Origin of the sequence: Aquisphaera insulae, assembly GCF_011064615.1 — a bacterium.
In the GTDB taxonomy this organism is placed as follows: Bacteria; Planctomycetota; Planctomycetia; order Isosphaerales; family Isosphaeraceae; genus Aquisphaera; species Aquisphaera insulae.
The window spans coordinates 1-13,947 of the sequence record NZ_JAALJH010000059.1; the positions used below are offsets into that span (position 1 = coordinate 1).

Annotated in this window: 6 protein-coding genes; 4 read left to right on the forward strand and 2 right to left on the reverse strand. The window is 67.4% G+C overall.

All coding sequences use genetic code 11. The features are described from left to right. Positions 1 to 269: 269 nt before the first annotated feature. A complete protein-coding gene (locus G6O54_RS25355; protein WP_250847076.1) occupies positions 270 to 2,573 on the reverse strand; it encodes an ABC transporter ATP-binding protein in 2,304 nt (767 codons plus the stop codon). Between the two features lie 122 nt (positions 2,574 to 2,695). Then, entirely contained in the window at positions 2,696 to 3,406 is a 711-nt protein-coding gene (locus G6O54_RS25360; RefSeq protein WP_165229412.1) for a TIGR00266 family protein, read from the reverse strand. A gap of 269 nt (positions 3,407 to 3,675) precedes the next feature. Between G6O54_RS25360 and G6O54_RS25365 the strand changes: the two genes are divergently transcribed. The 4 genes from G6O54_RS25365 (at position 3,676) to G6O54_RS25380 (ending at position 13,908) form a co-directional block, all read left to right on the forward strand. Further along, positions 3,676 to 4,257 (forward strand): sigma-70 family RNA polymerase sigma factor, encoded by a 582-nt coding sequence (locus tag G6O54_RS25365; protein WP_165229415.1) that lies wholly within the window; start codon positions 3,676 to 3,678, stop codon positions 4,255 to 4,257. 83 nt (positions 4,258 to 4,340) lie between these two features. After that, positions 4,341 to 6,407: a serine/threonine-protein kinase gene (locus tag G6O54_RS25370; RefSeq protein ID WP_165229418.1), complete on the forward strand. Its 2,067-nt coding sequence runs from the start codon at positions 4,341 to 4,343 to the stop codon at positions 6,405 to 6,407. 266 nt (positions 6,408 to 6,673) lie between these two features. After that, a complete protein-coding gene (locus G6O54_RS25375) occupies positions 6,674 to 7,459 on the forward strand; it encodes a LamG domain-containing protein (RefSeq protein ID WP_165229421.1) in 786 nt (261 codons plus the stop codon). 497 nt (positions 7,460 to 7,956) lie between these two features. Next, complete coding sequence (locus G6O54_RS25380; RefSeq protein ID WP_165229424.1) at positions 7,957 to 13,908, forward strand: cadherin-like domain-containing protein; 5,952 nt, start codon at positions 7,957 to 7,959, stop codon at positions 13,906 to 13,908. The last annotated feature ends 39 nt before the right edge of the window (positions 13,909 to 13,947 follow it).

Genomic DNA, 13,947 nt, shown 5'->3' on the forward strand with positions numbered 1-13,947 from the left:
TGTTCGTCAAGTCGGCCGTCGCCGATGGCACGATGGTCGTCCGCTGAGTGAGAAAGAGGCGTGATTCCGCCAGGCTCGTTTCCGGCCGATCACTGGATCCTAACGGAAGTGACGCCCCCGCTCGGTCTTGCCGCGATCTCGTCGAATAATCGACTGCGTAGGGCCCAGGGCGGCCTCGAAAGAAGGCCGCCTTCGGCGCCATCCGCGCTGATGACAGCCTGGCCGATCTCGGACCGAGACGTTCTTCTCGGCGAATCATCCTGGGCGATTCACGCCGACTCGCGGTGGTAGTGGATCTCGTAGAGCTTGCGATAGAGCGGCGAGGTCCGCCGCAGCTCCTGGTCGGTCCCCTGGGCGACGATCTTGCCGTCGTCGATCAGGATGATCCGGTCGGCGCACTGGATGGTCCCCAGGCTGTGCGAGATCAGGAAGGTCGTCCGGCCCTTCGAGAATTCCTCGATGGCCTTGCGGATCAGGGCCTCGTCCTGGATGTCCACGGCGCTGGTGGCCTCGTCCAGGATCAGGATCGTCGGATTCCGGAGCATCGCCCGCGCCAGGGCGATCCGCTGGCGCTGGCCGCCGGAAAGGCCGTGACCGCGCTCGCCGATGAGGGTGTCATACCCTTGCGGCAATTGCATGATGAACTGGTGAGCATAGGACCGCTTGGCCGCCTCGATGATGGCCTCGCGGCTGGCGCCCGGGTCGCCGTAGGCGATGTTCCGGGCGATCGTGTCCTGGAAGAGGATCGTCTCCTGGGGGACGATGCCGATCTGGCGGCGGAAGCTCCGGATCCGGACGTCCTTGACGTCCTGGCCGTCCACCCGGATCGTCCCCGACTCCACGTCCCAGAACCGCGGCAGCAGGTTCATCAGCGTCGTCTTGCCGCAGCCGTTGGGGCCAACCAGGGCCACGGTCTCGCCGTGCTGGACCTTGAGGTGGATCCCCTTCAGGAGCGGCGGCCGCCCCTCGTAGTGGAACCGGACGTCGTCGAACTCGATCGACTCCTCGTGCCGCGGCAGGTCGATCGCGGCGGGCCTCTCCACGACCTGAGGTTCCCGGTCCATCAGGGCGCAGATCCGGTCGGAGGCCGCGGCAGCCCGCTGGATCTTGGAGTGGACGTTGGACAGCTTGCGGATCGGGTCCGAGGCGCCGGCGAGCATCGTGTAGAGCGTGAGCAGCTCCTCGATCGCCATGACTTGCCCGGCGAGCTGGATGTTGAACGGGCCGATCGGCAGGTAGATGGTCTTGTTGAGCACCAGGTAGGAGCCGGCCAGCAGGGCGATGGCCACGGTGATCAGGGTGAGCATCTCGAGGACCGGGTCGGACATGGCGTCGATCATGGCCACCCGCATCGCCTTGCGATAGAAGTTCTTGGTCTCGACGAAGAACCGCCGCCGCTCGGGCCGCTCCATGGCGAATGCCTTGACGACCCTGATCCCCTGGAAGCTCTCCTGGAGGATCTTGTAGATCGACGACATGCTCTCGAGCGATCGCCGCATGGCGCGCTTCATCGTCCGTCCCACCCGCACGGTGACGAGCGCGGATATCGGCACGACGACCAGGGTCAGGCAGGTCAACCTCCAGTTCAGATAGAGGGCCCCGCCCAGGCAGAAGAGGACACGAAGGGGCTCCCGGCTCAACTTCGAGAGGAGCGTCACCAATCCCTGCCCGAACGAGTCCATGTCGTTCGTGAACCGCGCCATCAGCTCCGCGGAGCCCTGGCTCGAGAAGCTCCCCAGGTCCAGCGCCAGGGTCCGCCGGAAGAAGAGGTTGCGAATGTCGAACTGGGTCCGTTGCATGACGTTGGCGACGAGGACTTCCTGGATGAACATGAAGAAGCCCTTGATCGCCACCCCGACGATCAGCAGCCCGATGAGCAACACGAGGCTTCGAAAGCTGTCCGACGGCAGGTACTCGCAGATGAACGGCTTGAGCCTCTGGTATCGAGCGAGCCAGGTTTTCTCCCCGGCCCGGTCCTTGGCGATCTTCTGGACCCGATAGCGGATGGCGGCCCAATCCCCCTCGCGGAGCGCCTTGCTGCCGTGGTTCAGCTCGTTGATCCGGCCTTCCACGACCTCCAACTGGAGCCGGAGGTCCTCGACCGCGGCCTCCTGCGCATCGATCTCCGCCCGAGAGAGTCCCGCCAGGGCCGGCAGGTCGACGGCTCGCTGGCTGAGCCGGAGCTTGTTCTCGATCTCGTCGGACTCGTTCGTGAGCTGCTTGAAGTAGGACGGCAGCTTGGCGATCTCGGCCTCGCCCAGCTCCGCGGCCCGCGCGACCCGCTCCGCCTCGTCGGCCTGGGCGTCAAGCAGCACCAGCCGCGACTCGATCGTGTGGACCTTGCTGGTGACCCAGCGCTGGGGAGTCTCGCTCTTGAAGAGGATCGTGAGCAGGGGAAGGACGGCCCCGAGCTCCGTGAAGTAGAAGAGCGCGACCATGACCGCCGCCGCGATCGAGGCCGCGATGCGGAACCGGTGGGGCCAGGCGAATTTGACCAGGCGGACGAAGTTTTTCATGTCGACCGGAACCGCCGAGAGGTTCGCCCGATGCGCCTCCATGCATTCCCGGAGCATCTAGGCGTGCTCCGGCCATCGAGCGGGGGGTATCTCTACCAGTTCCTTCGAGGACCGGCAATCCGAACTTCCTCGCCGCAAGCTCGGTCCGAAATGTCCGTCTCCGGCCGGCTTGCGCCGGCTCAGCCGCCGCTGGGCCTGGGGAGGAACGGCAGGAGCTGGCGGGCGAACCCGGGCAACTGGCGCGTCTGCATGTAGATCGTGCCCGGCCCCCGGTATCGGCAGACGAAGCCCTCGCCGGAGAGGGCCGACTGCACCATCCCCTTGAGGAAGCCCCCCACGCCCTGCGTCTTGCCGGTGGCCTTCTCCAGGCGGTACTGCACCGAGCCCTCGAAGGCGACGATGTGGCCGGTGTCGACGATGTACTCCTCACCGGGCGCGAGCTGTCGCGCGTGGATCGCGCCGAAGGAGGAGAGGAGCAGGAGCCCGCTCCCCTCGACCGTCAGGAGGAAGAGCCCCTCGCCGGAGAGCATCGCCCGCATCGAGCCCTGGACGCCGATGTTGAGCCCGGGATGGCCGGCCAGGTAGCTCCCCGGCTGGACGTAGAACCGCGAGCCCGACAGCTCCACGGCCATGACGTCGCCCATGGCCGAGGGGGCCAGGGTGATCTCACCCGGCCCCTCCTCCGCCGTGAAGGTCGTCCGGAACAGGGATTCGCCTCCCATCGCGCTTTTCACCGCGCCGAAGAACCCGCCGCCGGACGCGGCCGCCTGGAGCCGGATCGTCGGCGACATGCTGACCATGGCCCCGGATTCGGCCATGATCTGCTCACCCCGGGCGAGCTCGACCAGGGCCAGGCTGAACGCCGGCTCATAAAGGATCTTGTAGCGCACGGGAACGCTCCCCTTTGTCTGGCGAGATCGCCACGGCGAATGACGGGCAACTCCGGGCGGCTGATTTCGAACGATGGGCCGGCCCGATCGCGGCCCACCGGTCTCCCGGAAGAGGCGTCGCTCGCTCCCTCGTCTCAATCGCAGGGATCGGAGATTGCCGGGCGATGCATCCTCCAGTACATTGAACCATACGACACGTGGGATGTCTCCGGGTGGGGCGTGGATCCGAGTCGGCGCTCTCGACCTCACCATCGCGGCGGGAACGCTCGATGAAACAGGCCACACCAAGCCCGGTTCAACCGCCGGCTCACTTCCGGGATTACCTGCACCTGCTGGCGCGACGGACCCTGGATCCCCGGCTCCGCACCCTGCTCGATCCGTCCGACCTGGTGCAACAGACGCTCGTGACCGCGATCGAGAAGATCGACCAGTTTCGAGGTCGCACCAATGCCGAGATGGCCGGCTGGCTGCGGATGATCCTGGCGAACCAGCTGGCTCGGGCGACGCGACGGCACATCAATCATCCCGCCGGGCGACTGAATTCCCTGGAGGCTCAGCTCGCCAGGTCTTCGGGCCGGCTGGAGTTACTGCTGGCGGGCAACGACCCGTCGCCCGGCTCCGCGGTCGCCCGGGCGGAGCTCGCGGTCAAGCTCGCCGCCGCGATAGCCCGCCTGCCGGAGGACCAGAGGACGGCCATCGAGCTGCGGCACCTGGAGGCGCTACCCGTCGCCGGGGTCGCCGAGAAGATGGGCCGCTCGATCCCGGCCGTCGCCGGTCTCCTCTTCCGTGCCGCGAGACAGCTTCGGGAGATCATCGACGCGCGGGGCGAGGATCGGCGCGGAGGAGGCTGAGCTCCGGAACGCGGCATCAATTCTCCTCGCCCTGCAAGCCGGACGGACGTGATCGGACTCGCAGCATCCGAGGTGGGGGCGTGATGATCTCGGGAGTTTCGCGCAGCAATGACCGACTCCTGAGGGTACTGGGTGCCTACTACGAGGCGGCCGGGTCCGGCGCGGAGCCGGATCGGAGCGAGTGGATCGCTCGGCATCCGGAGTTGGCGTCGGAGCTCGCCGAATTCTTCGCCGGCCAGGACCGCGTCCGCTCGATGGTGGCGAAGGCCAGCGACCGTGAGACGGTCCTGCAGATCCCGGAGAGCATCGAGGGTTACCGGATGGTGCGGGTGATAGCCCGCGGCGGGATGGGGGTCGTCTTCGAGGCCAGACAGGAAGGACTCAATCGGGCGGTCGCAATCAAGATGGTCCTGGGCGGCCCCCTCGCCTCGGACGAGGGCCTCAGGCGCTTTCGGGTCGAGGCGGAAGCCGTCGCGGCCCTGGATCACCCGGGGATCGTGCCGATCTACGAGGTCGGACAGCACGCCGACGGTCCTTTCTTCAGCATGAAGCTCATGGCCGGCGGGACGCTCGCCGACGCCCTGGGAAAGTACCAAGAGGATCCGAAGGGGGCCGCCGCGATCGTCGCGGCAATCTCGCGGGCCGTGGACCATGCCCATCGTCGAGGCGTCCTGCATCGCGACCTCAAGCCCTCGAATATCCTCCTCGATGCCGACGGTTCGCCTCACGTCGCCGACTTCGGCCTTGCCTGCAAGCTCCAGGGCGACTCCGACTTAACCTCGACCGGCGTCCTCATCGGCTCTCCGTCGTACATGGCCCCCGAACAGGCGACCGGCCGCAAGGGGGCCGTCAGCATGGCGACGGACGTCTACGGCCTCGGCGCGATCCTCTATGCGCTCCTGACCGGGGTCGCTCCCTTCCGCGGGCGGACTGCCTTCGAGACCCTGCAGCGGGTCCGCGAAGACGTACCCGAGCGACCGCGTCCGAAGAACCCGAAGGTCGATCGTGACCTGGAGACCATCTGCCTGAAGTGCCTGGAGAAGGACCCCGCCCACAGGTATGCCGACGCGGCATCACTGGCGGACGACCTGGACCGATGGGATCGGGGAGAGCCCATCTTGGCCCGCCCTTTCGGCCTGGCCGAGAGGGCCTGGCGATGGTCCCGCCGCAGGCCGTTGCACGCCCTCGCCGTCGGGCTCGCCGCCTCCACGCTGGTCGCCGCCACGTTCGGCTTCGTCGCGGCCAGCCGTGCCCAGGCCAACTTCCTCAGGGGGAACGACCACTTCAATTCGCTCATCCACGTCTTCTCTCGGATCGCGCAGCGGGTCCACGATCGGACGATCCCGGATTCGCCGCAACTGCGAGCCATGAGGGACGAAGTCACCGCGCTCATGCTCGACCGCCTCGTCGACGCGAGCAACCCGGAACGGGCCGATTCGCTCTCGCGCATGGACGCCGGAGGGATCTACCAGCACCTGGCGGAGCTCGAGTTCATCCGGGGGAGGAATGCGGAGGGGAGACGCTGGCTGGCGTCATCGATCGAGCTCCTCGAGCGGTTGACCAGGGAACAGCCCGGCGACGTCGGGCCGCTTTGCCAGCTCGGCCAGGCCCACCATATCCTCGCCCTCCGCGATGCGGGCCTGGGACAGTCGTCTCATTCGGTCAAGGAGCACTGTACGGCCGCGTCCCGGGCCTATGAGCAGGCCTTGCGGATGAGCCCCGACGATCCGGCGCTCCTGAATTACCTCTCGTGGTTCCTCGCGATCAGTCCCGACCCGAGCTTTCGCGATCCCGATCGCGCCATCGCGCTGGCTCGCCGGGCCATCAGGAATCCGACGGCCTATGGGAGCATCGGCCTGTTGAACAACCTGGGCGTCGCGCTCTACCGCGCCGGTCGCTACGAAGAGGCGATCGAGGCCCTCGAGGAATCGGCCCGACGCCGGAAGCGGACGGATGGCTTTGACGGCTTCTTCCTGGCCATGGCCCACTCTCGGCTCGGTGACCCTATCGAGGCCAGGTGGCACCTCCAGGAATCAATCGCCACGATGGAGCGTGAGAGCCCGGCTCATCACGAGTTGATCCTCTTCCGCGCAGAAGCGGAATCTCTCTGTGGCTCCCTCCTCGACGAGGCGCAATCGTCTCCCAAATGATGCCGAAAAACAACCGCCTCGGACAAGTCTGCGGATGACGAGCGTGTGAGTTCGTATTCGCTCACAAGTTTGCCCTCGCTCCGCGCTCGGAAATCTCTTCCCGCGCATCCATATCTGGGAGCGAGTGGATCCGCGCCCTCGCCGGGCGGTGGGAAAGCCTATTCCGCGATGTCCTCGGTCCGTCAAGCCCGTGTCGGAATGCGCAACGCCGCCGTCCCTAACCAATACGTCGCAACCCGGATTCGATCGATGAGGTATCCAGCATCATGAGCAGCAAGATCCGCCATATCTTCGCCCTCTCCATCTCTCTCGCCCTCGGAACGGCCACCTTCAACCCAGCCCGAGGGGCACTCATTCACGAGTGGAACTTCAACAACGTAGTCGGCAGCACAGTCTTCGACTCGGCCGGCAGCCTGAACGGCACGATCGTCGGGGGTGCGACGATCGATCCTGGCGCGGGCGTTGGCGGCAGCGCCGCGCTCGAAGTCTCACCAAGTCATGACGGCTATGTCGACTTCGGCAACGTGCTGCCGATGACCAGCGGCTCGTTCTCGTTCCAGGTTTGGGTCAAGACGAACTCAGCCGGGCTCGCGGGCGGCAAGCATCATTCGGGGTTCTGGAACGGATACTTCATGGGCATTGACAATAATGGTGGCGCGTACTTCTACGCCGGCGGGTTCACCAGCGGGTCGTCGAACGCAGTTGTTACTGACGGCCTATGGCATCAGCTCGTCGGGGTATACGATACCACGGCAAATGCGACGTCCATCTACGTCGATGGCAAGCTCGAGTCGTCCGCGCCGAGGGCGTCGATCCAGGGAAATGACGCCGATTTCATCATCGGTGGGATCAATATCGCCGGGACGAATGGTCGCACGTTCAACGGCCTCCTGGACAACGTGAGCATCTTCAACAGCTCGCTCACCGCGGCTCAGGTCCGAGAGCTTTACGCGAGTCAAGTCGTGCCAGAGCCGGCGTCTGCCTCGCTGCTAGGAATGGGCATCGCAGCCACCATCGGCCTGTTCAGGCTCCGAGGCCGTGCCAAAGCATGAGCCGGCCTGAGCTTTACCAGCTTCCGAGTTGATCCCCTCGGACCTTTCTCAAGAATCCGCCGGGATCAGCCGGATGCCGTTAGGCCCTGCGCTATGCGAAGCCGCCCGATGGAGTGCGTCCGAAAGCGATGCGTAGGCCGCGGCTCGACCGGCCGCCGGAGGGTATCGGATGATACGGGATGAAACCTCCGTTCGCGTGCGAGGCGTCTGGCGATCCACTTTCGATCGCGGAAGTCGGATTTCGGAAACCATCGCCTCTGGCCCTTTGAACGCGATGGTTCCGAGGAGTATATTAATGTCCGGTGAAGGCCCCCCGATCCGGACATCGACACTCTCCCCCACGACGTTGTTCTAGCACACGCCCGATGCAGGGCCGTGAGCGATCGGGGTTCATCTGGATCAACGGGCGGCGGGCGCGTTGGGGCACGTCCGCACCCGTCCTGGACCTCTCCTCGATGCTCTCTCGAGACCGCTCCCGCCGCCGGGCTCGCCGGCCGATGCGTCCGCTCCTTCCCGGGCAGGAACTCGCCCTCGAGCCTCGCCAGCTCCTGGACGCCGGGTCGCTCGGGCTGATGATCAGCGAGTTCATGGCGTCCAACAAGGACGGGCTGAAGGACCAGGACGGCGACGCCTCGGACTGGCTCGAGATCTACAACCCGACGTCCCAGCCCGTCGACCTGTCGGGTTGGGGGCTGACCGACGATTCGGCCGTGCCCCTGAAGTGGACGTTCCCGTCGGAATCCCTGGCGGCCGGGGGGTTCCTGGTCGTCTTCGCCTCCAGCAAGAACCGGGCGGTCGCGGGGTCGGAGCTGCACGCCAACTTCAAGATCGGGGCGACCGCCGGGGGCTACCTGGCGCTCGACCGGCCCGACGGCACCGTCGCCGACGCATACGATTCGTACCCGCAGCAATTCTCCGACGTCTCGTACGGCCATCCCTTCGGCGCGTCCCACCTCGTGGCGGCCGGGGGATCGGCCACCTACAAGGTCCCGACGGACGGCTCGCTCGGGTCCGCCTGGACCGGGACCGGCTTCCAGCCCGACGCGTCCTGGTCGAGCGGCCCGACCGGGCTCAGTTACGGCATGGTCCAGCCGGGATTCGTCGTCCAGTACGTCGAGTCGACCGTCGACCTGAACGACCTGGCGACGGCGAAGGCCGTGCTCGCCAGCCCCTCCCAGCAGCTCGAGTCGCGGGACGGGACCGCGACCGTGATCAACTACCTGGACACCGGCCCGTCGGCGAACTTCGCCGACGACAGCCCCTTCCCGGGCCAGCAGATCGGCGTGGACAACGATCGATTCGCGATCCAGGCGACCGGCACCATCACCATCCCGACGGCCGGGGACTGGACCTTCGGCGTCAGCAGCGACGACGGCTTCGAACTGACCCTCTCCCGGGACGGGCAGACCTACCGGATGGCCTTCGAGGGGCTTCGCGGCCCCGACAACTCCCTGAGCACATTCAACCTGCCGGCGGGGGATTACAGCGCCCATCTCGTCTACTTCGAGAACCAGGGCTGGGCGAGCGTCGAGCTCTTCGCGGCCCAGGGTGCGAAGAGTTCCTTCGACGGCTCGTTCCAGCTCGTCGGCGACACCGCGTCCGGCGGCCTGGCCGTTTCGAGCCCGCCGTCCAACCCGGCCGTGGTCGCCACCGACGTTTCGTCGGCGATGGCGGGCAAGAATGCCTCGATGGACGTGATCCTCCCCTTCGATGTGTCCGACCCCTCCGCCTTCGACACGCTCGCCCTCAAGGTCCGCTACGACGACGGGTTCGTGGCCTATCTCAACGGCGTGGAGGTGGCCCGCCGCAACGCCCCGGCGACCCTGTCGTGGAATTCCGCCGCCGCCGCGGCCCGCACCGGGAGCGACGTCCTGACACCGGAGATCATCAGCCTGACCGACCGGCTCGGCCTCCTCAAGGCGGGCGCGAACGTGCTGGCCTTGCAGGCCCTCAACGCCTCGGCGTCGGACGCCGACTTCCTGATCCTCCCCGAGCTGGTCGGGACGTCGATCGACACCGGCACGCCCGCCTACTTCGAGGACGCAACGCCCGGCGACTTCAACGCGACGGCCTACCGGGGCGTCGCGGGGGACGTGGCCGTCAGTGCCGGCCGAGGGTTCTTCAGCAGCCCGTTCAGCCTGTCCCTGAGCACGGCAACCCCCGGGGCGTCGATCTATTACACGCTCGACGGCAGCCGGCCGTCTCCGACGAACGGCATGCTCTATGGCGGCCCGCTCCAGGTCGCGGCGACGACCGTGATCCGGGCCGGGGCCTTCCTGGACGACTTCATCCCGTCGCACGTCGAGTCGGACTCCTACATCTTCGTGGCCGACGTGATCCACCAATCGGAGGACGGCTCGGCGCCGGCCGGCTGGCCGGGCACGAACAACGGGCAATTCACGATCAACTACGGCATGGATCCGTCGATCGTGGATGACCCGACCTACGGCGGCCAGGCCCTCGAGGACGCCCTGACGGCGATCCCCACGATCTCGATCACGACCGACCTGGCCAACCTCTTCGACCCCTCGAAGGGGATCTACGCGAACCCCTACGGGAAGGGGGACGACTGGGAGCGTTCGGCGTCGGTCGAGCTGATCAACCCCGACGGCTCGAAGGGCTTCCAGATCGATGCCGGGCTGCGGATCCGGGGCGGCTACAGCCGGAGCACCGACAACCCCAAGCACGCGTTCCGCCTCTTCTTCAACAACGATTACGACGGCGCGCTCGATTTCCCCCTCTTCGGCAGCGAGGGGGTCAGCTCGTTCGCCAAGCTCGACCTGCGGACCGACCAGAACTACTCGTGGAGCTTCGACGGCAGCTCCGCCAACACGGCGGTGCGCGAGGTCTTCTCGCGGGACACGATGCGTGACATGGGCCAGCCCTACACGCGAAGCCGGTACTACCAGCTCTACATCGACGGCCAGTACTGGGGCCTCTACCAGTCCGAGGAGCGCCCGGAGGCCAACTGGGCGTCGAGCTATTTCGGCGGGCGTCCCGATGACTACGACGTCGTCAAGGTGGAGAACTACTCCTACGACGTCTACGCGACCGACGGCAATCTCGACGCCTGGACGCGGCTCTACAACGCAGCCGTCGCCGGCTTCGCCTCCGACGCCGACTATTACAGGGTCCAGGGCAGGAACCCGGACGGCACGGTCAATCCGAACTACGAGAACCTGGTGGACGTCGACAACCTGATCGACTACATGCAGACGATCCTGTTCACCGGCAACTTCGACGCGCCGATCTCTGCCTTCCTGGGCAACGACCGCCCCAACAACTTCTACGCCTTCCGCGACCGCACCGGCGCGCACGGCGGCTTCCGGTTCGTGACCCACGACAGCGAGCACACGCTCTTCGACGTCAACCAGGACCGCAACGGCCCCTGGCCGGCCGGGTCCAGCCTCGAGACCTTCAACCCGCAATGGCTGCACCAGCAGCTCATGGCCAACCCCGAGTACCGCCAGCTCTTCGCCGACCACGTGCGGAAGAACTTCTTCGACGACGGCCCGCTCACGACCGACCGGAACATCGCGCGGTTCCAGGCCCGGGCCGCCCAGATCGCCCAGGCGATCGACGGCGAGTCCGCCCGCTGGGGCGACTCCAGGCGCGAGCCGGCCTACACGGTGGCCGACTGGCAGGCCGCGATCGACTATGTCGAGGGCTATTACCTCCCCAATCGCAACGCCGTCGTCCTCGCCCAGTTCCAGAACAACGGGCTCTATCCGAGCCTGGACTTCCCCGAATTCTACGTCAACGGCGTAATTCAGGACGGAGGTCGCGTCCTGTCCGGGACGAAGGTCCACCTGGCGGCCTCGTCCGGCCTGATCTATTACACGACCGACGGCAGCGATCCGCGCGAGATCGGCGGCGGGATCAGCCCCTGGGCGATCCTCTTCGACCCGGCCACGTCCCCGGACCTGGCCCTCGGCAAGACCACCCGGCTGCTGGCCCGCAGCTTCGACGGCACGACCTGGTCCGCGCTCCAGGCGGCCGACTTCCAGGTGAACGACCCGGCCTCGGCGAACAACCTGGTGCTCACGGAGCTGAACTACAGCCCCTACCCGACCAGCGACACGTCGGTCGACCGCGAGACGTTCGAGTTCCTCGAGCTCAGGAACGTCGGCACCGTCGAGCTCGACCTGACCGGCGTGAAGATCACCGACGGCGTCACCTTCGCCTTCCCCGCGAACACGTACCTGGCGCCGGGGGCCTACATCGTCGTCGTGCACGACCTGTCCGCCTTCCGATCGCGGTACGGCAACGCGCCGGTCGTGGCCGGGGCCTACGCCGGGAGCCTCAACAACAAGGGCGAGCACGTCGAGATCGTCGACGCGACCGGCGCCGACATCGTGAGCTTCACCTACTCGAACAAGGCCCCCTGGCCGACGAATCCCGACGGCAAGGGGAAGTCGCTGGTGGCGATCGCCAAGGCGCCGCACAGCGACCTGAGCAAGGCCGGCTCGTGGCGGGAGAGCGTTGAGCAGGGCGGTTCACCGGGGAGCCAGGGCGATACGGCCCCCGACGTGACCGCCCCGGGCGACTTGGCCACGGCCGAAGACACGCCCGTCTTGAATCTCGGCGTGACGATCGCCGACGCCGAATCCGGGGCCGACGCGCTGACCGTCAAGGTCACGTCGAACAACCCAGACTTGCTCCCGGCCGGGAGCATCGTCCTCGCGGGATCCGGGGCCTCGCGGACGCTGGCCCTCACGCCCGCCGGCGACCAGTCCGGCAAGGCGACGATCACCGTGACGGCCGACGACGGACAGGGGGGAGTCACCTCGAAGACCTTCGTGCTGACCGTCAATCCGGTCAACGATCCGCCCGTGGCCAGGGACGACTCGTACGCCGCGGACCAGGACACGACGATCGCCGTCGATGCGGCCGGCGGGTTGCTCGCCAACGATTCCGACGTGGACAGCCCCGGGCTGACCGCCGTGCTGCTCACCTCGCCGGCCCACGGCACCTTGACGTTCCACGACGACGGCAGCTTCTCGTACGTCCCGGACGCCGCCTACCGCGGGGGCGACACGTTCACCTATGCGACCTCCGACGGCCTGGCGCAGAGTGCGTCCGCGACCGTGACGTTCACGCTTCGCCCCGTCAACCACGCCCCGGTCGCGGCCGGCGACTCCTTCGCCACGGACGAGGACACGCCGCTGCTCCTGGGCCGGACGGCGGGCGTGCTCGCCGACGACCTGGACCCGGACCGCGATGCCCTCAAGGCCCAGCTCGTCTCGACGACCGCCCACGGCAAGCTCACCTTCAACGACGACGGCGGCTTCGCCTACCAGCCGGACCTGAACTTCCACGGCACGGACGGCTTCACGTATCGGGCCGGCGACGGCGAGCTCTCGAGCGCGATCGCCACCGTCGCGATCACCGTCCGGTCCGTGGACGACGCACCGCGTCTCGCCCCGATCGCCGACCAGACCGTCTCCGAGGGGTCGACGATCCGCCTCACGGCGACGGCCTCCGACGTGGATACTCCGGCGAGCAAGCTCACATTCTCGCTCGCCCCGGGGGCGCCGGCGGGCATGACGATCGATCCGGACGGCACGCTGACGTGGCGGGCCGACGCCGGGCCGCGGGACGTCGTCGTCGGCCTGATCGTCTCCGACAACGAGAGTCCGGCGATGACCGATCGCCGGGACGTGACGATCCACGTGCTCAACGTCGAGCCGACCGTCGTCGCGGGGCCGGTCGGCTCGGCGGAGGCGGGCTCGACCTTCGCCGCCTCGGGCTCGTTCAACGACCCCGGGACCGAGAGCTGGTTCGGCACCGTCGATTACGGCGACGGCTCCGGGGTCACGCCCCTGGCGATCGGCCCCGGCCAGACATTCCCGCTCGCGCACGTCTTCGCCGCGCCCGGGACCTACACCGTGACGGTCCGCGTCAGCGACGGCAACGCCGCGGGGACCGACGCGTTCGTCGTCACGGTGACCCCGGAGCCGGATCGGACGCCACCGGCCCTCGTCTCGCTCACCGCGGACGTGTCGAAACGGACGGCCGTCGCCCTCCGACTCGGCTTCAGCGAGCCCTTGACCGCATCGCTCGCGACCGGCCTCGGCGCCTATCGCCTGGTGCAGGCGGGACGCGACAAGAAGTTCGGGACCAGGGACGACGTCGTCGTGAAGCTCAAGTCGGCGTCGATCGCGGCTTCGGGAACCCAGGTCGTCCTGACGGCGAAGAAGAAGCTCCAGGCCGGCAAGCCGTATCAGCTCACCGTCGTTGGGACGGGGGCGGCCGGACTCAACGACCTGTCCGGGAACCTGCTGGATGGGGACGGAGACGGCCACCCCGGGGGAGACGGCTCGCGGCGATTCGCGATCAACCGAAAGGGCACGCTCGGGCCGGCGGTCCTGGCCGCCCCGACCGGTGCCACCGCCCGCGGCTTCCATCGCCTACGATCGGGGCCGGGACTCGCGGCGATCCGCGGTTGAGAGGAACCGGCGCGGCGGCCTCGCCCCGGGCGAGGCCGC

What these genes read in the sequence shown, in the direction of transcription:
- G6O54_RS25355 (WP_250847076.1), bottom strand. Translation starts at nt 2,573, where the DNA reads ATGCTCCGGGAATGCATGGAGGCGCATCGGGCGAACCTCTCGGCGGTT.
- G6O54_RS25365 (WP_165229415.1), top strand. Translation starts at nt 3,676, where the DNA reads ATGAAACAGGCCACACCAAGCCCGGTTCAACCGCCGGCTCACTTCCGG.
- G6O54_RS25370 (WP_165229418.1), top strand. Translation starts at nt 4,341, where the DNA reads ATGATCTCGGGAGTTTCGCGCAGCAATGACCGACTCCTGAGGGTACTG.
- G6O54_RS25375 (WP_165229421.1), top strand. Translation starts at nt 6,674, where the DNA reads ATGAGCAGCAAGATCCGCCATATCTTCGCCCTCTCCATCTCTCTCGCC.
- G6O54_RS25380 (WP_165229424.1), top strand. Translation starts at nt 7,957, where the DNA reads ATGCGTCCGCTCCTTCCCGGGCAGGAACTCGCCCTCGAGCCTCGCCAG.